This window comes from Novosphingobium sp. fls2-241-R2A-195, from assembly GCF_030209485.1.
Lineage (GTDB): Bacteria > Pseudomonadota > Alphaproteobacteria > Sphingomonadales > Sphingomonadaceae > Novosphingobium > Novosphingobium resinovorum.
This window is the reverse complement of record NZ_JARVRY010000023.1, coordinates 77024-99464: the sequence shown is the minus strand read 5'-3', so window position 1 is coordinate 99464 and position 22441 is coordinate 77024. Positions and strand designations below refer to the sequence as shown.

24 protein-coding genes are annotated in these 22441 nt (G+C 67.6%); 14 read left to right on the top strand and 10 right to left on the bottom strand.

Features of this window, described 5'->3' with window-relative positions; translation table 11 throughout:
* Positions 1–45 precede the first annotated feature (45 nt).
* Positions 46–1167, top strand: coding sequence for a nucleoside hydrolase (locus QRN25_RS17335; RefSeq protein WP_211150622.1), 1122 nt, complete (start codon positions 46–48; stop codon positions 1165–1167).
* Between the two features lie 131 nt (positions 1168–1298).
* Here QRN25_RS17335 and QRN25_RS17330 read toward each other — a convergent pair whose 3' ends face one another.
* From QRN25_RS17330 to QRN25_RS17310, 5 genes are all read right to left on the bottom strand, one after another.
* The gene (locus QRN25_RS17330) at positions 1299–2183 is read right to left on the bottom strand and encodes a flagellin (protein WP_211150621.1); all 885 of its coding nucleotides are present in this window, start codon (positions 2181–2183) and stop codon (positions 1299–1301) included.
* A 338-nt stretch (positions 2184–2521) separates the two neighbouring features.
* Entirely contained in the window at positions 2522–3298 is a 777-nt protein-coding gene (gene flgH / locus QRN25_RS17325) for a flagellar basal body L-ring protein FlgH (RefSeq protein ID WP_036527348.1), read from the bottom strand.
* Between the two features lie 8 nt (positions 3299–3306).
* Positions 3307–3732 (bottom strand): flagellar basal body P-ring formation chaperone FlgA, encoded by a 426-nt coding sequence (gene flgA, locus QRN25_RS17320; RefSeq protein WP_285020439.1) that lies wholly within the window; start codon positions 3730–3732, stop codon positions 3307–3309.
* Positions 3732–4517, bottom strand: a complete 786-nt coding sequence (gene flgG, locus QRN25_RS17315) for a flagellar basal-body rod protein FlgG (RefSeq protein WP_285020438.1) — start codon at positions 4515–4517, stop codon at positions 3732–3734. Before flgG ends, flgA begins: the two co-directional genes overlap by 1 nt.
* A gap of 29 nt (positions 4518–4546) precedes the next feature.
* Positions 4547–5290, bottom strand: coding sequence for a flagellar hook-basal body protein (locus tag QRN25_RS17310; protein WP_285020437.1), 744 nt, complete (start codon positions 5288–5290; stop codon positions 4547–4549).
* A gap of 130 nt (positions 5291–5420) precedes the next feature.
* Here QRN25_RS17310 and QRN25_RS17305 point away from each other — a divergent pair, with 130 nt between their 5' ends.
* From QRN25_RS17305 to QRN25_RS17290, 4 genes are read left to right on the top strand one after another with little or no spacing between them, the layout of a single operon-like run.
* Complete coding sequence (locus QRN25_RS17305; RefSeq protein WP_285020435.1) at positions 5421–5963, top strand: flagellar basal body-associated FliL family protein; 543 nt, start codon at positions 5421–5423, stop codon at positions 5961–5963.
* Positions 5960–6901, top strand: coding sequence for a flagellar motor switch protein FliM (gene fliM, locus QRN25_RS17300; protein ID WP_285020434.1), 942 nt, complete (start codon positions 5960–5962; stop codon positions 6899–6901). The genes QRN25_RS17305 and fliM overlap by 4 nt, the downstream gene beginning before the upstream one ends.
* Positions 6898–7389: a DUF6468 domain-containing protein gene (locus QRN25_RS17295; protein WP_285020433.1), complete on the top strand. Its 492-nt coding sequence runs from the start codon at positions 6898–6900 to the stop codon at positions 7387–7389. The genes fliM and QRN25_RS17295 overlap by 4 nt, the downstream gene beginning before the upstream one ends.
* A 13-nt stretch (positions 7390–7402) precedes the next feature.
* Positions 7403–7957 carry a MotE family protein gene (locus QRN25_RS17290; RefSeq protein WP_036527360.1) on the top strand — a complete coding sequence of 185 codons (555 nt, stop codon included), beginning with the start codon at positions 7403–7405 and terminating at the stop codon, positions 7955–7957.
* A gap of 111 nt (positions 7958–8068) precedes the next feature.
* On the opposite strand, the gene QRN25_RS17285 is transcribed toward QRN25_RS17290, so the two are convergent.
* Complete coding sequence (locus QRN25_RS17285; protein ID WP_285020432.1) at positions 8069–8482, bottom strand: flagellar basal body-associated FliL family protein; 414 nt, start codon at positions 8480–8482, stop codon at positions 8069–8071.
* 62 nt (positions 8483–8544) lie between these two features.
* Between QRN25_RS17285 and QRN25_RS17280 the strand changes: the two genes are divergently transcribed.
* Together QRN25_RS17280 and QRN25_RS17275 are read left to right on the top strand one after the other, a co-directional pair.
* Complete coding sequence (locus QRN25_RS17280; RefSeq protein WP_285020430.1) at positions 8545–8826, top strand: hypothetical protein; 282 nt, start codon at positions 8545–8547, stop codon at positions 8824–8826.
* A gap of 5 nt (positions 8827–8831) precedes the next feature.
* Entirely contained in the window at positions 8832–10595 is a 1764-nt protein-coding gene (locus tag QRN25_RS17275; RefSeq protein WP_285020429.1) for a hypothetical protein, read from the top strand.
* A 292-nt stretch (positions 10596–10887) separates the two neighbouring features.
* Here the strand turns inward: QRN25_RS17275 and QRN25_RS17270 are convergent, their stop codons facing one another.
* The 3 genes from QRN25_RS17270 to flgE are packed head-to-tail and all read right to left on the bottom strand — an operon-like array spanning position 10888 to position 15247.
* A complete protein-coding gene (locus tag QRN25_RS17270; protein ID WP_211150612.1) occupies positions 10888–11796 on the bottom strand; it encodes a flagellin in 909 nt (302 codons plus the stop codon).
* Between the two features lie 14 nt (positions 11797–11810).
* Positions 11811–13907: a flagellar hook-associated protein FlgK gene (flgK, locus tag QRN25_RS17265; RefSeq protein WP_211150611.1), complete on the bottom strand. Its 2097-nt coding sequence runs from the start codon at positions 13905–13907 to the stop codon at positions 11811–11813.
* 23 nt (positions 13908–13930) lie between these two features.
* A complete protein-coding gene (flgE, locus tag QRN25_RS17260) occupies positions 13931–15247 on the bottom strand; it encodes a flagellar hook protein FlgE (protein WP_271182383.1) in 1317 nt (438 codons plus the stop codon).
* 345 nt (positions 15248–15592) lie between these two features.
* Between flgE and QRN25_RS17255 the strand changes: the two genes are divergently transcribed.
* The 5 genes from QRN25_RS17255 (at position 15593) to QRN25_RS17235 (ending at position 19950) form a co-directional block, all read left to right on the top strand.
* Entirely contained in the window at positions 15593–15991 is a 399-nt protein-coding gene (locus QRN25_RS17255) for a flagellar biosynthesis repressor FlbT (RefSeq protein ID WP_036527376.1), read from the top strand.
* A gap of 150 nt (positions 15992–16141) precedes the next feature.
* Positions 16142–17443: a flagellar protein export ATPase FliI gene (gene fliI / locus QRN25_RS17250; RefSeq protein ID WP_051586963.1), complete on the top strand. Its 1302-nt coding sequence runs from the start codon at positions 16142–16144 to the stop codon at positions 17441–17443.
* Positions 17427–17846: a hypothetical protein gene (locus QRN25_RS17245; protein ID WP_036527383.1), complete on the top strand. Its 420-nt coding sequence runs from the start codon at positions 17427–17429 to the stop codon at positions 17844–17846. Before fliI ends, QRN25_RS17245 begins: the two co-directional genes overlap by 17 nt.
* Entirely contained in the window at positions 17843–18784 is a 942-nt protein-coding gene (locus QRN25_RS17240) for a peptidoglycan-binding protein (protein ID WP_271182382.1), read from the top strand. Before QRN25_RS17245 ends, QRN25_RS17240 begins: the two co-directional genes overlap by 4 nt.
* A gap of 308 nt (positions 18785–19092) precedes the next feature.
* The gene (locus QRN25_RS17235) at positions 19093–19950 is read left to right on the top strand and encodes a sigma-70 family RNA polymerase sigma factor (RefSeq protein WP_211150608.1); all 858 of its coding nucleotides are present in this window, start codon (positions 19093–19095) and stop codon (positions 19948–19950) included.
* A 183-nt stretch (positions 19951–20133) separates the two neighbouring features.
* On the opposite strand, the gene flaF is transcribed toward QRN25_RS17235, so the two are convergent.
* A complete protein-coding gene (gene flaF / locus QRN25_RS17230; RefSeq protein WP_036527388.1) occupies positions 20134–20502 on the bottom strand; it encodes a flagellar biosynthesis regulator FlaF in 369 nt (122 codons plus the stop codon).
* 174 nt (positions 20503–20676) lie between these two features.
* On the opposite strand from flaF, the gene motA reads away from it, so the two are divergent.
* Positions 20677–21561, top strand: coding sequence for a flagellar motor stator protein MotA (motA, locus tag QRN25_RS17225; RefSeq protein ID WP_285020427.1), 885 nt, complete (start codon positions 20677–20679; stop codon positions 21559–21561).
* Positions 21562–21574: 13 nt separating this feature from the next.
* A complete protein-coding gene (locus tag QRN25_RS17220; protein ID WP_211150607.1) occupies positions 21575–22438 on the top strand; it encodes a flagellar motor protein MotB in 864 nt (287 codons plus the stop codon).
* The last annotated feature ends 3 nt before the right edge of the window (positions 22439–22441 follow it).

Genomic DNA, 22441 nt, shown 5'->3' with positions numbered 1-22441 from the left:
CTCCTCGCAATGACGAAGTGAGTTGTGTTCCAACAAGGACAACAGATGACCCCCCTGAATGCCGTGACCCGTCTCGTCTCCTCGCTGCTGACGGCGGCGGCGGTCTTCCTTGCCCTGCCTGCTCAGGCTGAGGACAAGCCCGCCCCGCAGAAAGTCCTCATCGATGACGAGGGTTTCTCGCTCATGCACATGATGCTGCTCAATTCGCCGCAGATCGACGTGGTGGGCGTGACCAGCGTGACCGGCAACTGGTGGGCGCCGCGCGGGGCGGCGATGCAGCTGCGCGGCCTTGAGATCATGGGCCGCACCGACGTTCCGGTGGCACAGGGCGCGATCGATCCGCTGATGAATACCGAGAAGGCGACCGAGCGCTGGGAAGCGCTCTACGGCAAGCTGACGTGGAAGGGCGCGTGGATGAAGCAGTGGGTTGAGCCCACGCAGCAGTCGACGCCGCCCTATTACACGCCCTACGACCTCTCGAACCTGCCCTGGGGCGCGCCCAGCACCAAGGTCGCCTCGAAGATGGCGGCGGTGTTCATGATCGAGATGGTCCACAAGTACCCTGGCCAGATCACCATCGTCGAGGGCGGACCGATGACCAACCTCGCGCTGGCGCAGCGCCTCGACCCCGAATTTGCCAGCCTTGCCAAAGGCTTGATCTACATGGGCGGCAGCTTCAACCCGCACCGCGTCCTCGATGACCGCTCGGCCGTGGAGTTCGCGCGCGAGTTCGCCAATTCGCCGCGCCGCGAATTCAACATCCGCCTCGACCCCGAGGCCGCCAGCATCGTCAGCCGCGCGCCGTGGAAGCAGATCACCGTGATCCCGGTCGATCCCTCGACCGCGACGCAGCTGAGCCGCAAGCTGCTCGACCGCGCCGCGAAGGGCGCGAAGCCGGAACTGGGCAAGGCGATCGCCGGCTTCGAACCGGGCTTCCCGCTGTGGGACGAGATCGTCGCCGCCGTGCTGCTCGATCCCTCGATCGTGACCGGGGCCGAAGACCTCTACGTGGATTACGACGCGGCGTTCGGCGCGACTTACGGCGATACGCTCAGCTGGCGCGAGCACTACCAGCCCGGCCTCGGCGAGCAGAAGGCCCGGGTGGTCATGTCGATCGACCCGCGCAAGCTGGACGAGATAATCGTGAAGTCCGTCGCGGCGAGGTGAGTATTTCACCCCGAGCCTGCTCGGGGAGGCATTTGCTGAGGATTCCCCCAAAAAGAAAGGCCGGGGCGGCGAACCGTCCCGGCCTTTCGAAATGGTCCCCTCCCGAAATCGGAAGGAGCCTGGCGCCGTCCTTAGCGGAACAGCGACAGGAGCGTTTGCGGCGACTGGTTGGCGATCGACAGAGCCTGCACGCCCAGCTGCTGCTGGACCTGAAGGGCTTGAAGGTTCGCCGACTCCTTGGCGAGGTCTGCATCGACGAGGCTGCCGATGCCGGTCGTGATCACGTCGCTCAGATTGCTGTTGAAGCTGAGCTGGCCTTCGATCTGACGCGAACCGGCGCCGAGGTCGGACAGGCTGGTCTTGACCGTGTCGAACATGGTGTCGAGCTTGGTCAAGAGCGCATCCGCCGCACCCGAACCGGTGTCCGCCGTACCGTCATCGGCGATGCCGACATTGGTGATGTCGTCATCCGTCGTAGAGTCGCCGAAAGCGGTCTCCGCAGCCTCACTCAGTGCCTGGTTGGCGACCGTCAGTGTATCACCGTTGATCGACTGCAGTGCACTGACCTTGCCATCGTCATCGACGGTGGCAGCCGAGCCCTTAAGCAGGTTCGTGCCGTTGAAGCTCGAACCTTCGATCACCGTATTGATCTGCTTCTTGAGGGTCAGCAGGTCGTTGGAGATCGCCTTGCGGCTTTCGTCGTCGAGACCGGCATCCGATGCTTCGAGAGCCTTCGACTTCATCTGGTTGACGAGGTCGGAGATCTGTTCGGCACCGGCGACGGCGACGTCCGTGACCGACTTGGCGTTGTTGAGCGAGGTGGTGACCGCGCCCAGCTTGCCAAGGTCGCCGCGGAGCGTCTGGGCGACCGTGTACTTCGCCGAGTCGTCCTTGGTCGAGGCAACATTCAGACCCGTGGTGATACGGCTCTGGGTGGTTTCCATCGACTTGTTGGTCGCGTTGAGGCTCTGGAGAGCTGCCATCGCGCCGCTGTTGGTGTTGACCGAAAACGCCATTTCTTGTTTCCCTTCTAGGTTACCGGCCGATTCTGCGGCCTCTCGCAATCCCGAAAGATACGGGTGCGTCTTTATTCTAGGAGGAGTCGTTAAAGGACGGTTGCGGCCTGTGGAAAAACTATAGGAATGCTTCCTGGGCTCTCTGACAAAAGCCCGTCATCCCAGCGAAGGCTGGGACCGCTCGCTGCGAACAGCGCACTTCGCGTCAGGGTGGCTGTCGGCGGACTCTCGCCTAAACACCGACAGCGGTCCCAGCCTTCGCTGGGATGATGGTGTTGGCATGTTAGCACCTCCTTGTGGCACCCCTGAGTGCCGTTGAGTGCCGCTATATGTACCGCTCAGAACGGGAACAGCGCGTCGTAGATTTGCTGGCCCCAGCGGGCCTGCTGCGCGTCGGTCAACTGGCCACGGCCGCCGTAGCTGATGCGCGCCTCGGCGATCTGGCTGTGGCGGATGGAGTTGTCGCGGGCGATGTCCTCGGGCCGGATCACGCCGGAAACCACCAGTTCGCGCAGTTCGAAGTTCACCCGCACTTCCTGCTTGCCCCGAATGGCGAGGTTGCCGTTGGGCAGGACGCTGGTGACGGTGGCCGCCACCGTCATGTTGATCTGCTCCGATCGGGCGGTGTTCCCCACGCCGACCGCACTCGACTTCGAATTGGTGCTGACCAGGTTGCCCGGGTCCGGGTTGCCGGGGAGGACTTTGCCGATCTGGCTCTCGAGGCCCAGAAGTGCCGCGATTCCGCCGCCTTCGCTGCCGTTGCGGGTGCGCGTGGTGCTGTTGGCGACCTGTGCATTATCGGCGATGTTGATGCGGATCGTGACGATGTCGCCCACGCGCGAGGCGCGCTGGTCGCGGAAGAACGCGCCGCCGCCGGTGCGGAAGAGGGAGGCGCCGCGATCGGCCTCGGCGACCTTGGGGTCGCTGCCGTCCGGCGCGCGATCGGCGCTGGCGTGGTTGCCCAGCGAGGGTTCGATGCGCGGGGCCACCGGGGCGCCGGGATCGCTCATCTTCGGCGCTTTTCCGACGTTCTTGAGGCGGCCGACCGAGCCGCAGCCCGCCAGCAGGCTGGCCGAGAGAAGGGCGCAGGTGAGGGCAGCAAAACGCTTGTTCATGAGGGTTCCTACGGAAGCGCGATGCGCACTTCGCCCGTCGCGGCAGCCGTGCCTTCGAGCGTGCGGTTGGTGGCAAGGTTGAGCACGCGCACCGGCTCGCCGCGCCCCGCATCGGCGAGCGCACGGCCGGGCGAGGTGATGCGCAAGGCCCAGGAAACGAGCGCGATCGTCACGTTCTCCCCCCGCCGCACGAGGCGCGGCGCGGCGACGTCGGCGGCGCGCACGGCGGAGCCTGCCATGATGCGGCGGGTCGCTTCCTGCCCCGCGGCATCGGCCGGGGAGAGGGCGCCGCGCGCGACGGCGGCGGGGAGGCGCTGTGTCTCGAAATCGGCGCGCGCCAGCACCTCGCCGCGCTCCACCGTGCGGGCGAGCACGGCGGCGGGTTCCCCCGCAGGCGCGGCGGCGACGGCGAGGAGAAGCGCGGCTGCCAACATCAGACGGTCTGCGTCGAGGTCTGGAGCATCTCGTCGGCGGTCTTGAGCACGCGGCTGTTCATCTCGTAGGCGCGCTGGGCGGTGATCAGCGCGGTGATCTCCGAGACCGGGTTGACGTTCGAGGCCTCGATGAAGCCCTGGCTCAGCGTGCCGTAGCCGGGCTGGCCGGGGGTCGAGACGATGGGCTGGCCCGAGGAGCCGGTTTCCTTGAACAGGTTGTCGCCAATGGCTTCGAGGCCCGCCTGATTGATGAACGTGGCGAGTTCCAGCTGCCCCACGGTCTGCATTTCGACCTGTCCGTCCAGCTTTACCTGCACTTCGCCGGTCTTCGACACCGAAACGCTGACCGCCCCTTGCGGGATCGTGATGTCGGGCTGCACGCGGTAGCCGTCGGTGGTCACCAGCTCGCCCTGATCGGAGAGCTGGAACGAGCCCGCGCGGGTATAGGCGAGGTCGCCCGAGGGAAGCATGACCTGGAAATAGCCCTCGCCGTCGACGGCCATGTCGTACTGGTTGCCGGTGTTGGTCAGGGCGCCCTGTTCGGTGATGCGGTAGACGCCGCCGGTCTTCACGCCCGCGCCGATCTGGATGCCGGTGGGCACTTTGGTCCCGTCCGAACTGGTCGCGGCGCCGGGGCGGGCTTCCTGCTGGTAGAGCAGGTCCTGGAACTCCGCCCGCTGCCGCTTGAAGCCGGTGGTGTTCATGTTGGCGATGTTGTTCGAGATGACATCGACGTTGGTCTGCTGGGCTAGCATGCCGGTCGAGGCGATGGAGAGCGAACGCATGGGCGGTTTCCTCGGGGCTTTTAGGGGTTTCAGCCGATCTTGCTGAGGCGGTCGATCGCCTTGCGGCGCATGTCGGAAAGGTCGGCCGAAAGGCGCTGGCTGACCTGATAGGAGCGCAGCACCTCGACCATGCGGGTGGTCTCGGAAATCGGCTCGACGTTGGAGGCCTCGACGCCGCCGCTGCGCAGGCGGGTCTGGGCGGCGGTCATCACGGTGCCGCCGGTGCCGGTGAGGACGCCGTCGCCGCGCGCCTCCAGCATGTTCTCGTCGGCGAAGCCGGTCACCGCGAGGCGGCCGACCGGGTCCTGCCCCGCCATGACGGTGCCGTCGGCGGTGATCGAGACTTGCGCCAGCTGGTCGGCGGGGATGGCGATCGGGCGGCCGCTCTCGTCGAGCAGGCGCTGGCCGCCGGAGGTCGCCAGCTCGCCGCTTTCCAGCACTTTCACGAAGCCCGCGCGGGTGTAGCCGGTGGAGCCGTCGGGCATCTCGACGTTGAGATAGCCCGGCCCCTCGATCATCACGTCGAGCGGGTTGCCGGTGGACTGGAACGCGCCCTGGGCGATGTCGTGAACCTGCCCGTAATCGAGCACGTAGGAGGTTTTCCGCGCGTCCTGCACCGGGGCTTCCTGCGCGTTCTCGACGTACTCGTGGAACACCGCCTGCTCGCGCTTGTAGCCCGCGGTCGAGACGTTCGCCATGTTGTTTGCGGCCACGTCCAGCTGGCGGCGCAGGGCCTGCTCGTGGCTGAGGAGGACGAAGGAAGAAACGTCCATCGGCGGACCTTTTCGCAAAAATCTTGGGCGAACCCGGAAAGGGCTCTTAATCCCCTATATAGGATTGAAACCGCGCGCGCGGACGCACATGGACACGCTCGCGGGAATTTTCGAACGGGGTAGGCGGAACGTGAGCGACGAAAAGACCGACGATACGCCGGTCGATGAAGCCGGAGCGAAGAAGAAGGGCGGCAAGGTCCGCCTGATCGCGATCGCCGTCGTTGCGGTCGGCATGCTCGCGGGCGCCGGCGGCGTGTACTGGTACATGCAGAAGGGCGGCTCGGAGCACGCCGAGGAAAAGCAGGCTGAGGCGGCGCCGGAAGAAGGCAGCGAAGGCGGGGAGGGCCATGGAGCCGCCGACGCCGACCCGTCCGCCTCTTACATCGAAGTCGCGCCGATGATGGTGAACCTTCGCGGCGGAGGGGCGCAGGCCAAGTTCGTCAAGCTGCGCTTCGTCGTCGTCGCGGCCGAGGGCAAGACCGATGCGGTCAAGGCGCGCCTGCCGGTGATCCTCGACGCGCTGCAGCCCTTCCTGCGCGAACTGCGCCCCGACGACCTCAACGGTTCGGCCGCCGTGTTCCGCATCAAGGAGGAGATGATCCGCCGTTCCACCGAGGCGCTCGGTAAGGGCATGGTGCGCGACATCCTCATTCAGGACCTGATCCAGCAGTGAGCGACGACCCGATCCGTCTCGCCGCCGTCGATGGCGAGGCGGTGCCGCGCAAGGGCCTGAAGGCGGTCCTCGAATCCAACGTCATCAACCACGAGCGCCTGCCGATGCTCGAGGTGGTATGCGAGCGCATGGTGCGGATTTTCGCGACCTCGATGCGCAATCTCACCTCCGACGCGATCGAGGTGAACCTGGAGCGGATCACCTCGGTTCGCTTCGGCGACTTCATGGACAACATCGCGCTGCCCGCGATGTTCGGCGTGTTCCAGGTCAAGCCCTGGGAAAGCTACGGTGTCGTCACGGTGGACGCCGGGCTGATCTACGGCATCGTCGATGCGCTGCTCGGCGGGCGAGGCGGCACGCGCTCGCTGCCGCCGGAGGGGCGAACCTTCACGACCATCGAATCCAGCCTCGTCTCACGCGTGGTGCAGATGGCGCTGGACGACTTCGCCAGCGCCTTCGAGGAGATCGCGCCGGTCGCCATGGCGCTGGAGCGCATGGAATTGAGTCCGCGCTTCGCCGCCATCGCCGAGCCGAGCAACGTCGCCGCCGTCGCGACCTATTCGGTCAACATGGAAGGGCGCGGCGGGGTGTTCTCGGTCCTGCTGCCCTATGCCACGCTGGAGCCGGTGCGCGAAAAGCTGCTGCAGCGCTTCATGGGCGAGAAGGCGGGCCGCGACCGCATCTGGGCCGACCACATGGCGAGCGAACTCTACAATACGCAAGTCGTCGTCGATGTGGTGCTGGGCGAGAAGATGATGCCCTTGCGCGACGTGCGCGGGCTAAAGGTGGGCGATACCATCTCGCTCAGCAACAGCCCGGACGACGCGCTGCAGGTCCATTGCGGCGGGGTGCCGCTGGGCCGCGCGCATATCGGCCAGCGTTCCAGCAACATCGCCATCCGCATGGCCACCGACATCGCCAAGGGGTATCCGAAATGACGCTTGCTACCGGGATCAACCTCGCCCTCGTGCTGATGTGCCTTATCGTCATGGTGCAGGCGATCCGCATGGACCGCCGCATCCGGGCGCTGCGTGACGGTCATCTCGACCAGGCGGTGGAGAAGCTCGACAACGCCACGCATCAGGCGCGTCTGGTGCTGGCGGAGCTGAAGCGGGTGCTCTCCACCGACGCGGCGGCGCAGGGCGAGATCCTGTATGCCGCGCGTGAATTGCGGGACGAGCTGTCGGTGATGGTTGGCGTCGGCAATTCGGTGGCCGAGCGTATCGTCGATGCCGCCGACAAGGCCCGCGCGGCCGAGGCGGGCGTGCGCCGCCGCTCCGCCCGTTGGCGCGACGAGGCCGATGCGGTGCTGCGCGCCGAGGCGGAGACGCGGCCTGCCGCGCCTGCTCCGGTAGCGGATGAGGCGCGCGAACTCAGCCGCATCGTGTTCGACCTGACCTCGAAGCGCGGTAATCGGGTAGCATGACTGGGCGCGTGGCATGATAAGAGCGCTGACCAAGCCTACCCGGTTGATGCTGGGCGTCGCGGCGGCGGCGGCGGTGGCCAACGCCATCGCCTTTGCCGCTTCGGCAGACATTGCCGGGGGGGCGCCGACGAGCCGCCTCGGAGCCTCGCTGCAGGATTCGGCGGCGCGGCGTGACAGCACTTCGGCCGCCGAGAAGCGCAGGCTGGAAATGCGCGAGCAGGCGGTGAAGGCCAGCGAGGCGCGGCTTGCCGGGCAGGTGCGCCAGCAGCAGGAACAGCAGGCCGCCGCCGCGAAGGCCGGGGCCCAAGGCGGTGCGGGGGGTGGGGCAGGGGCGCCCTCGGTGCCTTACGACAACCTCGCGCGGATCTACCAGACGATGAAGCCGAACCGCGCCGGGCCGATCTTCGAGAAGCTCGACATCGAGGTCCAGCGCGAAGTCGCCACCCGCATGCGCGAGCGGGCGACGGCGCAGATCATGGCGAACATGTCGCCACAGGGCGCCGTCGCGCTGTCGATGGCGCTGGCCGGACGCAAGGTGGTGCCTGCGGTGGCGAAGGCGGGGAAGTAACCCCGCCCCTCGTCATTGCGAGCGCAGCGAAGCAATCCACCCCGGTTTGCGCGGCCCTGGATTGCTTCGCTGCGCTCGCGACGACGAATGGGGCAGTAGCGGTTCCCGACCTCACCGCTCCGTCGCGGAAACCTTCACGATCAGGACCTTGTCGATGGCCGGGTCCACCCGCTTCACTGACGGCGCGATCATCCCCGCCAGACGTTCCACATCCACCGGGGAGAAGCGCGAGGCGCGCAGGCGGGCGAACTCGATCGCCGCGGGGAGCGCGGCGGCGCGCAGTTCCGGCATCCGCTTGGCGAGCGCGGCGGCATCGTCGGCGGTCTTCGCCTGCAGCGTGATCGCAACGTGGAGCACCCCGTCCACCCGTCCGCCATCAACGATCGGCGCGTCGATCTGCTCCATCGGCAGGAACGTGGGATCGGGCGGCGGCAGTTCCACCGCCTTGCGCGGTTCGGTGTTCGCGGCAAACGCCGGTGCCGCGCAGAGTAGCAGTGCCGGAACAAAGAAACGGAAGCGGGGCATGCGAACTCCGGTGGGCGGGCGACGCCTCTATAATAGGATGAAATTCGAGGAGTCCCGTTGAGATGAGCAGCGATCGGCGTCCAGCCAAGGTCCGCGTGGTATGTGCGAGCCAGGGCGAGGGTGCGTCCGCACAGGAAAATCCCGGCGTGAACCCGGGGCGCCGTCGCGGCGATCGGCCGGATGAGGACGCCGAGGCGGTGGCTGCCGCTGTGCTCGCGGCTCCGACCCGGCAGGGCGGGAGCCTCTTGTGGGTGTTTGGCGCGATGGTGCTGTTCCTCGTCGGCTGTGCGATCGGCGGGGCCTTGCTGGTGATCTCGGGCATCGCATCGGCGGAATCGCTGTGAGGCGCATGCGGCTGCTCCCGGGCGCGGCGCTGGTGCTGGGCGCCTCGCTGTTGTGCGGTACGACCGTCGCGCCGCCGCTGCCCTACGGCACGCTCGACCCCGGCGTGGGCGCGCGGTTGCCGGGCTTCGCGGCCGAACTTGCGCAGCGCCCGCCGCTTACCGGTGTCGGTGCCTGGACGCCGCTGGCCGAGGCCGAGGCATGGCGCCGTCTCTCCGCCGCGCCCAACCCGCAGCGACAGGCGGTGCGGTGGGACTATGCCCGCAGCCTGATCGCCGCCGAGCGCGGGCCGGAAGCGCTCGGCGTGCTCGAAGTCATGCGGCAGGACGACCCCGACCTCGGCATGGTCGATGCGTGGAGGCTGGCTCACGGCGCCGCGCTGACGCAACTCGGCCGGTCAGAGGATGCCATGGGCGAACTCGACATGCCGGGCCTGCGCGCCAATCCCGAGGCATGCCTCTGGCGCCTGCGCGCGCTGGCGCAGGAAGGTCTGGCCGAACAGGCGCTGGCGCAGCTGGACTGTGCCGGACCCGCACTCGCCAGCCCGCGCGGCGCGCCGTTCGTCCTCGCCGCTGCGCGCGCCGGAGTGGAGGGCGGTGCGCCGGACAAGGCGCTGCACTGGTTGTCATGGCTGCCCGACCGCGACCCCGCCGCCAACCTGCTGCGTGCCCGCGCTGGGCAGGCCTTGGGCCATCCGGACGAGGCCCGCCTGCGCTATGCCCGCGTGGTGCAGTCCGGAGACCCGGTCGAGCGCATGGAAGCCCGGCTCAGCAAGCTGGAGGGCGACGTTGCCCGAGGTGCGATCCGGCCTGAGGCGGCGCTCAAGGAACTCGACGCCATCCGCTATTCGTGGCGCGGTGACGGTATCGAGGAATGCGCGCTGCGCTTGTCCTACCGCCTTGCCGACGCGCGCGGGGACTTGTCCGGGACGCTGTCCGCCGGAGCGGCTCTGGTGCGCTTCCACGATGTCGCCGACCTCGGGCCGGAGTTCCTTCCCGGCCTGCGCGCGAAGCTGACTGCGGCGCTCGACCCGGCGCGCAAGCTGGCGCTGGACAAGGCGGCCGGGCTCTACTGGGACTATCGCGACCTCGCTCCGAACGGCGCCGAGGGCGACCTCATGGCGAGCCAGCTTGCCGCGCGGCTGCAGCAGGCGGGCCTCTATGAGCGCGCGGCGGACCTCCTCTCCTATCAGCTGACGCAGCGTGCCGGCGACCTCGCGCGCGGACCGCTTTCGGCGCGGGTGGCGGGGCTCTACATCCTCGCCGGCAGGCCCGAGCGGGCCTTGCGCACCTTGCGCGAAACCGACGATCCCGGCCTGCCCGACGCGATGATCGCCGAACGCAAGCGCGTCGAGGCGGCCGCACTCACGCAAGTCGGCCGCGCCGAGGAGGCCATGGCGGTGCTGCAGGACTTGCCCGGAACCTCGGCGCTGCAGGCGGAAATCCTGTGGCAGCGGCGCGAGTGGGCGCGCTATGCGACGCTCTCGGCGGGCGCTCTACCGAAGGGGCGTGTCCTCGATCCGGTGGCGCAGGCGCAAGTGCTGCGTCACGCGATCTCGCAGGCGATGCTGGGGCGGGAAGACGCGCTCTCCGGGCTTCACGCGCGCTATGCGGGGGCGTTCAAGGGTCTGTCGTCGGCGCCGGTCTTCGAGATGCTGACCGGGACTGCCGGGGCGGTCGATCCGGGGAAGCTGGCGCAGGCCATGGCGGCTATTCCCTCGGCCAGTCCGGCAGGGGATTTTGCGGATTTGCTGGAAGCGGGGAAGAAGTGAAGTCCTGGGTCCCCAAAGAGCTTTGGCGCCCCAGACACCCATACTGTCGTCGTTTCCCGCGCAGCAGGTTCAAGACCGCATTGCGCGGCAGGCTTTCATCGTCATTCCCGCGAAGGCAGGGGCCCCTCTGATGACCTGGCAATAGGCACCGTCAGAAGATGGGTTCCCGCCTTCGCGGGAATGACGAAAAGTAAGAGATAATACGCAGCTACCTCGCCAAGTGCGCCTGACGAAGCTGCGCGCGTGCGCTCGACGGTATACCGGGTGCAGGGGTGGTAAACCCCCGCGAACCTTAATCGAGGAAGTTCACCAGCGACATCGAGTTCAACTGCGAGAACACCGAATAGCTCGCCTGCAGGATCGTCTGCCGCTGCGAGATGTCGATCGCGACCTGCCCCAGGTCCGCGTCCTCCACTGAACCGATCACGTTCGTCAGCAGCGTCACGCGGTCGTCGGCGCGGGTGCTCAGGGTTTCGACTTTGGCCTGCATCCGGCCGTTGCGGGCGTTGGCCGACTGGACTTGCGTGATCCCCTTATCGAGCAGGCCGAGGGCGTCGTTGATCGCCTGCGTCTGTTCCTCGGTCAGCGTATCGCCGAAGGGACCTGCGGCGGCGAGGGCCTGGAATGCGGGGATGAGCGAACTGCCGATGTCGCTGGCGCCGATCCCGTAGTCCACGTCGAGCCCGTCGCCCGCGCGGGTGGAAAGGCGCACGGAATCGTTGGTGAAGGCCGTGGTGGAATCGTAGTTGGCCAGATCGCCGAGCGAAGCCGGGGCGAACGGCGTGCTGGAGGTCTGCGATCCGGCGAACAGCGGCACGCCCGCCACCTTGGCATTGAGCGCGTTGCGCAGATCGCCGAAGGCGTCCTCGATGATGGACTGCAGGCCCGGCGAGTTGCCGGTGCCGACGGCGCTGAACAGTTCGTCGCGCAGGCTGCCCATCGAACTGTCCACCGCCTCGATGTTCGCCTGATAGAGCGAGAGCGTGGTGGAGACGCGGCTGATGTTGGTCTTGTAGCTCTCCTGCGTCGCCAGCATCGACTTGGCCGACAGCGTGCGCACCGCGTCGAGGCCGAGCCCGGCGTAGTCGTTGACCTTCTTCTCGGTCGCCAGTTGCAGCTGGCTGGTGGCGAGGCTCTGCTGCGAGCGCTGGATGGCGCTGGAGAGGGTCTGCTGGAGCGGGATTGTGGCTACACGGGTCATCTCGGGGCCGGTCCTCAGAGCATGTTCAGCAGGGTGTCGTACATCTGCGAGGCGGTGGTCATCACCCGCGCGGCGGCGGAGTAGCTGTTCTGCAGCACGACCATCTGCGCCAGTTCCTCGTCGATGTTGACGCCGGAGTAGGAATCGCGCCGTGTCGCCGCGTCGGTCAGGCGAGCGGAGGCATCCTCGTACGTCGTCTGGGCCAGCGAGGCCTGTGCGCCGATATTGCCGAGCAGGCGGTTGGCGAAGGCGCTGATGGTGGCCTTGCCGTCCTTGCCGAAGTCGGCCGTCCCCGAGAGCGCATCGACGAACGCGGTGGCGTTGCGGATATCGCCTGCGCCGATCGCCTTCTCGCCCACCGCCGCGCGTGCCTGCAACTGGGCGAGCGGCACGCGCGAGGTGTCGTTGAGCATGTCGGCGGAGAGTTGCGCGGTCGCAAGCCCGCTTGCCGCGCCGGTGAGGCCCGAGAGAGCGGAGAAAGTCAGCCCGGTGCCGTAGCGGTTGGTGCTGTCCACCGGCACTTCGATCGTCGCGCCGGAGTTGCCGACCTTGGGCGTGAAGGCGACGCGGCCGGTATCGTCGAGCGCGAAGCTGCCGTATTTCGCCAGCTCTCCGCCGTTCAGCTGCGTTATGACGTCGCCCCAAGTGTCGCCGTCGGCAGCGGTCAGGGTCTGGCTGGTGAGGATCTTGCCCGAGGAATCGCGCAGGACCAGCTTGGTCGTTTCGCCTGCGGTGAACCCGGTCGGGTCGCTCGCGGTGAAGCCCGAAGGCACGAGCCCGCTGGTGCCCGAGCGCACCAGATTGTTGAGCCCGAAGAACTGCGAGAACCCCACGCCCGCGCGGTCGCTGGGTGCGTCTGCGTCCTGCGCGATGGCGATGCCGTTGGCGCTCGATGCGGCGCTGATCGACAGCACGCCGTCCGTGAAGCTGGCGGTGGCGGCGGGGGAGAGCCCGGCGTTGATCGCCGCAACCGCGTCGTCCACGGTGGCATTTGCGGGAAGTGCGTCGAAGTCCACGGTGGTCTTGGCCACCATGGTCCCGTCGCTCGATACGACCGCGAACGTCGCCTTGCCGGTGAAGCCGAGGCGGTCGCTGCCGATGAGGCCGTTGGCCTGCCCGGTCAGGGTTTGCGGCGCGGGGAGGGAGGTGCCCCCGTTCGACACCGCGTTCAGGGTCTGGGCAAGGCCGGTGAACAGCTGGCCCAGCTGCTCGGAAAAGCCCGGCAGCACGCGGTCGCGCATGTCGAGCAGGCCGCCGAGCTTGCCGCCGACGGCGGTGGAAGAAATCGTCTCCCCGGTCGAAGCCTGCATCGTGCCGTTGTCGCTGGCGAAGCGGATGTCGATGGCGGAATAGCTGGTCTGCGCCGCGCCAGCGCCCTGGTCGGCATAGCTCAGCTGGCGCAGGCGCTTGTCTAGCAGTACCTGGCCCGAGGCGGTGTCGATGGTGACGCGCCCGTCGGGCTGTTCGCGCACGCTGACTTCGACGAGGCCGCTCAGTTCCTCCAGCGCGCTCATCCGCTCGTCCGCCGGGCCGGAGGTGCTGAGGCCAAGGCCCTGCAGGCGCGAGACATCGGAGTTGAGGCCGTGAATCTTTTGCAGGAGCCCGTTCACCCGGTCGACGGTGTCGGAGACTTCGCTTTCCACGTCGGCGCGCAAGTTGGTGACGTCGGACTGCAGGCCCTGCAGGGTGTCGATCGTGTCGTCCACGTTGCCGGTGAACAGCGCGACGGACTCCGCCGAGCCTTGCAGGCCGGTGACCTGCGACACCGAACTGGAGATCGCCGAAAGCCGTGCGGTCAGGCCGCTGTCCGAACTCGGCGATCCCAGCAGCGCCTGCAGGCGGTCGAGGTAGCTCGCGGCCGCCTCGGCCCGTCCGGCAGTGCCCGCACGCTTGTAGACCGCGTTCTCGAGGAACTTGTCGGCCACGCGCGAAGGCTCGCCCACGACCACGCCGTTAACCGTGCCGCCCGCCACCGACGCGCTCTGCGACACCGTCTGGCGGGCATAGCCGACGGTGCCGACATTGGCGACGTTGGTCGAGACGACCTGCATCCCCGCCTGCGAGGCGGAAAGCCCCGAGATCGCGGAACTGAGGATCGAGTTGATGGACACGGGCTAGCCGGGCAGCTGCGTGATCAGCGCTTCAGGTTGCTCACTTCCTGCAGCATGTCATCGACCGTGGTGATGATCTTGGACGAGGCGCTGTAGGCGCGCTGGAACAGGATCATGTTGGAAAATTCCGACGCCAGATCGACGTTGGAGGCTTCCAGCATGCTCGCCGAGATCTTGCCGCCGCCCACGGTGCCGGGCTCGTTCAGCGCGAAGTTGCCCGAATCTTCCGAGACGATGTAGGCGTTGCCGCCGATGCGGGTCAGGCCGTCCGGGTTCTGGAAGGTGGCGATCGGCAGCTGATAAATCGCGCGTGAGGTGCCGTCGTCGAACACCGCGCTGACGACGCCAGTGTCGGAGATCTTCACCGAAGCTACCGTGCCCAGCATGCCGCCATCGACGGTTGAGGAGAGCAGCGCCGAGGTGCTGCCGAACTGGGTCAGCCCGTCGAGCCCGGCGTTGCCGCCGAGGTCGAGGCTGATCGGCATCGCGGCGGCGCCATTGTTGTATTCAAGCTGCAGGCTGCCGAACAGCGCCGTCGCGGGGGTGCCGAGGTCGAGGCTGCCGTCGGCGTTGAAGCTGACGGTGGTGCTGGCGATCATGCCGTTCGCACCCACGGGGTCGCCGTTGACGCTGGAGATGTCGGTGGGGTCGCCGGTGATCTCGGCTGCCCACTGGTTCGCGCCGGTCTTCACGAAGTTGAACGTCAGCGTATGCGCGGTGCCCTGCGAATCGTAGATTTCGACAGAGCGCGAGAACTGCGGATCGACGTCGCCGCTCGACATGTCGCCGGCGTCGTAGTCCGCCACCGCCTCAGAGGTGGAATCGAGGTTGGCGCGCAGTTCGATCGAGGTCGTGGGCGCTGCTGCCCCGGTCAGTGCGGTCGGGCGGATCGGTTCAAGCGAGGAGATCGCGCCGTTGTTCGCATAGTTGCCCTGCGTGTCGAGCGGCCAGCCCATCAGGTAATAGCCCGAGGTGTTGCGAAGGTAGCCCGAGCTGTCGGTGGTGAAAGATCCCGCGCGGGTAAAGGCGGTCGCGCCGCTGGCGTCGGCGCTTGAGCGCACGACGAAGAAGCCAGCGCCGTCGATGGCGATGTCGGTCAGGCTGGACGATGCCTGCAACAGGCCCTGCTTGGAGATCAGCGACTTTGCCGTCGCGGTCACGCCGCCCGCCGAATAGGTCGAGGAGACGCTGCCCCCGTTTACCAGTGATTCGAACTGCGCCGAGGTGCCCTTGTAGCCCACGGTGTTCACGTTGGTGATGTTGTCCGCGACGGTCGCCATGGCGCTCGACTGCGCACTGAGGCCCGAAACGCCGGCATAGAGAGCGGAATAGAGGCTCATTGCATGTCTCCTGTGCCGTCCATGCGGCAATATTGGCGTCGCGGGGCGGCGCACCCACGCACCGGACACAGGCATTGTAGGATGAATTGGGGAGGGTTGGTTGTCCGGTCGGAAAAATGCTCCTTGTTCCGCAGGAACGGGGGGGCGACGCCGCAGGCGTTGGTGGAGGGGGAGGCGCAGGAAAAACCCCTCTGTCACCGACATCGTCGGCGCCACCTCACCATTCCTGCGGAACAGGGAGGATAAGTCGGCCTGCTTGACCCCCCCCCGGCAAAAATTGCCTGCCTTGACCGGATCGCAGCACTGCCATCCTATAATGTCAGTCTCAAAGGGACATTCTGGGACATGACGCTTCGTATTTCGCTCCGCAACGGCGAGCCGGTCATCGTGAACGGCGCGGTTCTGCGCGCGGTCGGTCGCACCGATCTGGTGCTGGAAAACGACGCTACGATCCTGCGCGGGCGCGACGTCATGAAGCCGCAGGACGCGACCTCGCCCGCCAAGCAGCTCTACTTCGCGTGCATGATGGCCTACATCGACCCGGCCGATCTCGAACGCCACCAGCAGACCCTGCTGGAGAAGCTGGAAATCCTGCTCGGCGCGCTCGAGGCGCCCGAGGCCAAGGCGGTCTGCGTCGCTTTCGCCAACAAGGTTTCTGTCGGCCAGTTCTACCAGGCCTTGGCCGACTGCCGCTGGCTGATCGCCTACGAAGCCGAGGCGCTGGCCCGCGTGGTTCCGGAGTAGCGCGTCGATGCTACCTTCCCCGTTCGACATTGCGAGCGCAGCGAAGCAATTCAGGACGGTTTGCGCTGCCCTGGATTGCTTCGCTGCGCTCGCAATGACGAGGGATGGGGCAGCCCCGTGCCCCTAGCTGCCGCCGCATCCGGCCTGCGCATGCTCGCGCCCGACCAGCGCTACGGCCGCGTCGTCGCGGTGCGCGGTGCGCTTATCGAGGTGGACGGGCTTGCCGGGGCGGCGCGGATCGGCTCGCGGATCACCTTGCGCTCGCCTGTAGGGGCGATCGAGGCGGAAGTGGTCGGCCTCGATCACGGCATCGCCCACTGCATGCCCTTCAACGAGCCGGAAGGCATCGCCTCCGGTTCGCGCGCGGATCTGTCGGCCGGGCAACTGGGCCTGCGCGTCTCCTCGGGCTGGCTGGGCCGGGTAGTGGATGGGCTCGGCCGTCCGGTCGACGGCAAGGGTCCGCTGCCGCAAGGACGCGAGCAGCGCCGCATCAAGTCCGCGCCTCCGCCCGCCTCCGCGCGCGCCCGCGTCGGTGCGCGGATCGAGACCGGGGTGCGCGCGCTGGACCTTTTCGCGCCGTTGTGCCGGGGCCAGCGCCTCGGCCTTTTCGCGGGATCGGGCGTGGGCAAGTCCACGCTCCTGTCGATGCTGGCGCGCTGGACCGAGTGCGACGTCGCCGTCATCGGCCTCATCGGCGAGCGTGGCCGCGAAGTGCAGGAATTCATCCAGGACGATCTCGGTGAGGAGGGCCTCGCGCGCAGTGTCGTCGTCGTCGCCACCTCGGACGAGCCCGCGCTGCTGCGCCGCCAGGCCGCCTGGACCACGCTGGCCGTCGCCGAACATTTTCGCGACGAGGGGCTGGACGTGCTGTGCCTGATGGACTCGGTCACCCGTTTCGCCATGGCCCAGCGCGAGATCGGCCTCGCCGCCGGAGAGCCGCCCGCGACCAAGGGCTATACCCCCACCGTCTTCGCCGAACTGCCGCGCCTGCTGGAGCGTGCCGGGCCGGGAACTGCGGGGCAGGGGGCGATAACCGGCCTGTTCACTGTCCTCGTAGACGGCGACGACCATAACGAGCCGGTGGCGGACGCAGTGCGCGGCATTCTCGACGGGCACGTCGTCATCACCCGCAAGATCGCCGAGCGCGGGCGCTATCCCGCCATCGACGTCCTGCGTTCGGTCTCGCGTACTTTGCCGCAGTGTCTCGAACCGCAGGACAACGCCACCCGCCTTGCCGCGCGCGCCGAACTGGCGACGTGGAAGGACATGGAGGAGATGGTGCGCCTTGGCGCCTATCGCGCCGGGGCCAATGCGGAAGTCGACCGCGCCGTCGCACTCGCCCCGCGCATCGAGGCGCTGCTCAGTCAGGACAAGCGCGTCCGCAGCTTCGCCGCCGAAGACTTCGCGGCGCTCTCGGGTATTCTGGAGGAAATTCATGAAAACGCCCTATGACGCCGCGTTGCGCGTGCGGCAGCGCGAACTGGACGAAGTGAGCAGCGCCATCCGCACCGAGGCGGGCGCCTTGGGCGCGGTCGAGCAGGAGCGGATGCGCGTCGCCGCCGCGCTGGTGCACGAGGCGGACCTTGCCGCCACCGACCTCACTCTCGTCTCGCCGGGCTGGCAGCGGCGCATGCGCGGCGAGCGGCAGGCGCTTTCGGCCCGTGAGACGCAGCTGCAGGCGCGGCTCGACGCCCTGCGCGAAGTCGCAGTGGACGCCTACGGCGTGCTGCGCGGGATCGAGAACGCCGCTGACGACTACCGCGCCGAAGCCCTGCGCGACGAAGCCGCCGCCGAGCAGTCCGCCACCGACGACATCAGTGCCGCCGCCTTCCTGCGGACCCTGCGCGCGCGATGATCGACAAGACCGCCTCTTCGGACCTGACGGCAGCGAATCTGTCGGCGTCGCAGAAGGCGCGGTTGATCTACGATACGGCGCGTTCGGAGATGTCCGGTCGCCTGTGGCGCGCGGCGCTGGGTTCGGCCGATGAGGCGAAAGGCGAGAGTAAGCCCTCGGTGACGGGCCTGCACCAGAGCGATCCGATCGGGCTCGACCGGCTGCTGGCGATCCTCGATCCGGCCTCGAAGGCGGCGCTGGACACGGCTGTGCCGCAGGTCGAGGTTCCGGCTAAGACGAGCGGCGATGCGGTGTCCGCCATGGGCGACGGCGCGAATGCGCGCTATGCCGGGATGCTCGGCGCGGCGGCGGAGCGGACCGGCCTCCCGGCCTCGGCGCTGGCCGCAATCGTCGATGCCGAGGCGGCGAAGGGCCCGGGCGGGACGTGGCAGCCCTATTCGCGCAACCCGCGTTCCAGCGCGGCGGGGCTCGGCCAGTTCCTCAACGGAACGTGGGAAGGCGAGGCGGTGCGCTCCGGCACCTGGCTCAACAGCACGGCAGAGGCCAACGGCTGGCTCGACGCACGCGGGCAGGTCAAGGCGGAGAGCCGGGGCGCCCTGCTGGCGCTGCGCTACGATCCGCGCGCCTCGATCGAGGCGGTGGCGGACTATGCCAGGGCCAATGTCGCGGCGCTGCGCCGCTCGGGCGCGACAATCGGCGCGGGCACCACCGAGGTCGCGCAGGCGGCGTACCTTGGCCATCACCTCGGCGTCGGCGATGCCAGGCGGTTTCTTGCGGGCGGCCTCTCACCCGACCGCGCGCGCAAGCTGCTGGGCGCGCAAGTCGGTTCGGCGGCGGCGGAACGGCGGATCGCACAGGCCGGAGGCGCGGTTGCGGCGCACCGGTCGTGGCTGATGGACTATGTCGGCAAGCACGTCCGGCCGGAAAGATTTGCCTGATCCTATATTGGCGGGGGCAGTGTGTGCCATCCTTCGGCAAGCTCAGGATGAGCGGAGGGATGGGATGAAAGTGAAATTTGGTCAGATTTCGTTAAATTACGCCCCAATCCCGCTCAGGCTGAGCTTGTCGAAGCCCGTGAGGCGTGGCGCAAAGTGCGAATAGGTAGGAAAATCACTCCACCGCTACGGCAAATTTTGCCGCATCAGTGGATAACTCTCGTATAGGATTGCTGGTTCCCGATTTATAGGAATAGATTCCGAGCCCATGGACGCGTCGCAAGGGGCTTCGCGTGCCATCGGGGTTCGCCATGTCGAAGATCACTGTCGCGCTCGAGGCTGCGGTTGCTGCGGTCAGCGCCAATATGCCGCCGGAAGGCACCGAGCAGACCCGGCGGCAGCGGGCCGAGGTTGACCGCGCTTTCGCCCGCATCCTCAAGTTGATCGCGCCGCGCATCCGCCATTTCATCCGGCAGTATGGCCTCGTCGGCCACTGGGACGATGCGGAGCAGTGCTGCGCCATCGCCGTCCACCGCGCGATCCTGGCTTACGAGCCGGAGAAGGCGCAGTTCACGACGTTCGTGAACTGGCAGATTCGCGGTGAACTGCAGAGCCTGCGCTTCCGCGTCATGACCGACCAGCGCCCCTCCGCCCGCAAGGTGGAAGCCACCACCGTCTCGCTCGACGCCATCACCGGCGGCGAGGACGGGGAGGGGCTGTCGATCCTGGCGGCCATCGCCGACGAGGATGCGCTCGGCCGCACCGAGGCCGGGGCCAGCGACTACCTCGCCCATTCGGCGATGAGCGCGCTGACCGACAGCTACGTCGAGCACATGCGCAATTCCGGCCTCGACCGCATCCGCCGCCGCGCCCAGCCCCGCAAGCTGACCCGCGCCGAGCGCGCTGCCGGGGCGGTGGCGCAGCGCCGTCCGGTGCTCGACACCGGGGAAGTCGGAGAGCTGGAACAGCGCCTCCAGCACAACCGCCAGGTCGTCGAGGGCCGCCTGTTCGAGACTTCGGCGCTCGATGGGGCCGAGGACGAGACCGTCCGCGAACGCATGCGCCAGATCGCCAAGCGCGCCGCCAAGACCATGGGCGATCTTGCCGTCGCCGATCCGCGCTTCGCGCTCATGGCCGAGTACCGCCAGGCGATGGTGGCGGCGCACTGAGTGATATTCTGTGTCGTCATTTTCCGCGACCCGGAGGGCAGCGCGAAGCGCTAATGCGCGAACCCATCTCCTGAGGGTGCCTGTTGCACCGGCGTCAGTTGGGTCCCCGCCTTCGCGGGGATGACTTCGCAGGGATGGGGGGATGTATTTCAATCGGGCGCATCGTGCTCACACGCTACGTCCTCACCCCACCGGCACCGCGCCGTTCTCGTTCGCCAGCCCGGCCATCACGGTGCGGTTGACGGTGATCAGTTCGTCCACGCTTTCGCGCCCGGTGATCACCTGCGAGGTGTACTTGTCCACCCACAGGCTGAGCGAGACGATCCCGGCGCGCAGTTCGTCAGGCAGGGCGTTGGCGGAATCGATGCACAGCGTGCGGAAGGCGCCCCAGACCTCGCGGTTGCGGTGAAGTGCGGGGGCCAGCTGTACGCCCGAAAACCCGGCATCGCGCGCGGCGATCATTTGGGCGGTGATCTCGGTCATCAGCCGGAATTCGGTGCTACGGGGCGTCTCGGCGACCTTGCGGGCGCGGACGTAGGCGTTAACGGACATCGGGGCTCCCGGACGGGGTGGGGCAAATAGCGTCGCCTGTCTCATATAGAGCGTCACGCCCCCGCCCGGTCGCGCCCGCGAAAAATGCGCGAGCCGCCACCGCGATGCAGCACGCCGTCCTATAATTCAGCAAAGGTCCCGTCTCTCACGGGCAAAGCTTTCTCGGAAATTTCCATGCTCAATATCGTCGGCCTCGTCGTCATTCTGGTGTGCGTCTTCGGCAGCTTCCTGATGTCGGGCGGCAGCATGGGCGTCATTTTCCACGCCCTGCCGCACGAGATGATGGCGATCGGCGGTGCCGCTTTGGGTGCGTTCGCGCTGGGCAATTCAATGACGACCCTGAAGAAGGCGGGCAAGGGCATCGCCCGCGTGTTCAAGGGCGAGCGCTGGAAGGAGGCGGATTACCGTGACCTCCTCGCGCTGCTGTTCGCGCTGCTCGCCACCTTCCGCAAGGGCGGCGCCAACGCCATCGAGCCACACCTCGACCGGCCCGAGGAAAGCGCTCTGTTCGCCCGCTATCCGCGCCTGGTGGCGGACCACGAGCTGATCGAGTTCATCTGCGACTACCTGCGCATGATGACCGTCAACTTCGAGGACCCGCACCAGCTGGCCGAGGCGATGGAGGGCGATATGGAACGCCACCACCACGAGGAACTCGGCCCCCAGCACGCGATCCAGATGATGGCCGACGGCCTGCCCGCGATCGGCATCGTCGCGGCGGTTCTGGGCGTGATCAAGACCATGAGTTCGATTGACCAGCCCACCGAGATCCTCGGCGCGATGATCGGCGGCGCGCTGGTCGGCACGTTCCTCGGCGTTTTGCTGGCTTACTGCCTCGTCGGCCCGATCGCGCAGAAGCTGCAGCAGATCATCGACGCCGATTTCAAGCCCTACACGCTGGTCAAGACCGCCATCGTCGGCCACGCGCAGGAGCAGCCCACCGAGATCGCCATCGAGCTGGCGCGCCGCATGACGCCGTCGAACTACGCCCCCAGCTTCCAGGAGATGGAGACGGCGCTGGAGGCGGTGAAGGAACAGCTCAATGCCGCTCCGGCCTGAGGCGCGCTGACCCATGGCCACCAAGGGCAACGAAAAGCGCCCCATCGTCATCCGCAAGGTCAAGAAGGTGGTCGGCGGCGGCCACCATGGCGGCGCGTGGAAGGTCGCCTATGCCGACTTCGTGACCGCGATGATGGCCTTCTTCATGCTGCTGTGGCTGCTTGCCAATCCGGACGAAGTGCAGCTCAAGGGCCTTGCCGAGTACTTCTCCGCCGATTCCGAGAAGGCCAACCCGGCGACCACGCTGACCAAGGACCCCGGCATGCAGCCGGGATCGGGCGGCCACGGGCGCAACAATCAGGGCGACAAGGAAGAGCCCGAAGGCCAGCCCGCCTCGGAGGCCGGGACCGTGGGCACCGCGCGCGGGGGTACGGCGGAAGTGCCCGCGGCTTCGCTGCGCGTCATGGCGCAGGAGATGCAGGTGGCGCTGCAGCCGCCGATGGACAGCCAGGGACGCGCCAATGTCGACGTGCGGCCGAGCCGCGAGGGGATGCGCATCCACCTCGTCGACAATGCGCAGCGCTCGATGTTCAAGGGTAGCACCGCACAGCTCAACGACTTCGCGCGGGCGCTGCTGACGCGGGCGGCGAAGCAGCTTGCCGGGATCGACGCGCGCATCGCCATCGAGGGCCATACCGACGGCGCGGGCGGGAACAGCGATGCCAACTGGCAGCTTTCGGCCGATCGCGCCCTTGCCGCGCGGGCGGCGCTTGTGGCGGCAGGGCTGCCGGCGGACCGCTTCGCCGAGGTCGTCGGCAAGGCGGGCACCGAGCCGGTCTATCCCGACCAGCCCGATCGCCCCGAAAACCGCCGCATCACCATCGTCGTCATGGCCGAGGCAGGCGCGCTGCCGCATGACGCCAGCTTCAAGTTCTGAGCG

Coding starts and splice junctions, on each gene's coding strand:
- QRN25_RS17335 (WP_211150622.1), top strand. CDS start 46: ATGACCCCCCTGAATGCCGTGACCCGTCTCGTCTCCTCGCTGCTGACG.
- QRN25_RS17330 (WP_211150621.1), bottom strand. CDS start 2,183: ATGGCGTTTTCGGTCAACACCAACAGCGGCGCGATGGCAGCTCTCCAG.
- flgH (WP_036527348.1), bottom strand. CDS start 3,298: ATGAACAAGCGTTTTGCTGCCCTCACCTGCGCCCTTCTCTCGGCCAGC.
- flgA (WP_285020439.1), bottom strand. CDS start 3,732: ATGTTGGCAGCCGCGCTTCTCCTCGCCGTCGCCGCCGCGCCTGCGGGG.
- flgG (WP_285020438.1), bottom strand. CDS start 4,517: ATGCGTTCGCTCTCCATCGCCTCGACCGGCATGCTAGCCCAGCAGACC.
- QRN25_RS17310 (WP_285020437.1), bottom strand. CDS start 5,290: ATGGACGTTTCTTCCTTCGTCCTCCTCAGCCACGAGCAGGCCCTGCGC.
- QRN25_RS17295 (WP_285020433.1), top strand. CDS start 6,898: ATGACGCTTGCTACCGGGATCAACCTCGCCCTCGTGCTGATGTGCCTT.
- QRN25_RS17290 (WP_036527360.1), top strand. CDS start 7,403: ATGATAAGAGCGCTGACCAAGCCTACCCGGTTGATGCTGGGCGTCGCG.
- QRN25_RS17285 (WP_285020432.1), bottom strand. CDS start 8,482: ATGCCCCGCTTCCGTTTCTTTGTTCCGGCACTGCTACTCTGCGCGGCA.
- QRN25_RS17280 (WP_285020430.1), top strand. CDS start 8,545: ATGAGCAGCGATCGGCGTCCAGCCAAGGTCCGCGTGGTATGTGCGAGC.
- QRN25_RS17275 (WP_285020429.1), top strand. CDS start 8,832: ATGCGGCTGCTCCCGGGCGCGGCGCTGGTGCTGGGCGCCTCGCTGTTG.
- QRN25_RS17270 (WP_211150612.1), bottom strand. CDS start 11,796: ATGACCCGTGTAGCCACAATCCCGCTCCAGCAGACCCTCTCCAGCGCC.
- flgE (WP_271182383.1), bottom strand. CDS start 15,247: ATGAGCCTCTATTCCGCTCTCTATGCCGGCGTTTCGGGCCTCAGTGCG.
- QRN25_RS17255 (WP_036527376.1), top strand. CDS start 15,593: ATGACGCTTCGTATTTCGCTCCGCAACGGCGAGCCGGTCATCGTGAAC.
- fliI (WP_051586963.1), top strand. CDS start 16,142: ATGCTCGCGCCCGACCAGCGCTACGGCCGCGTCGTCGCGGTGCGCGGT.
- QRN25_RS17245 (WP_036527383.1), top strand. CDS start 17,427: ATGAAAACGCCCTATGACGCCGCGTTGCGCGTGCGGCAGCGCGAACTG.
- QRN25_RS17240 (WP_271182382.1), top strand. CDS start 17,843: ATGATCGACAAGACCGCCTCTTCGGACCTGACGGCAGCGAATCTGTCG.
- QRN25_RS17235 (WP_211150608.1), top strand. CDS start 19,093: ATGTCGAAGATCACTGTCGCGCTCGAGGCTGCGGTTGCTGCGGTCAGC.
- flaF (WP_036527388.1), bottom strand. CDS start 20,502: ATGTCCGTTAACGCCTACGTCCGCGCCCGCAAGGTCGCCGAGACGCCC.
- motA (WP_285020427.1), top strand. CDS start 20,677: ATGCTCAATATCGTCGGCCTCGTCGTCATTCTGGTGTGCGTCTTCGGC.
- QRN25_RS17220 (WP_211150607.1), top strand. CDS start 21,575: ATGGCCACCAAGGGCAACGAAAAGCGCCCCATCGTCATCCGCAAGGTC.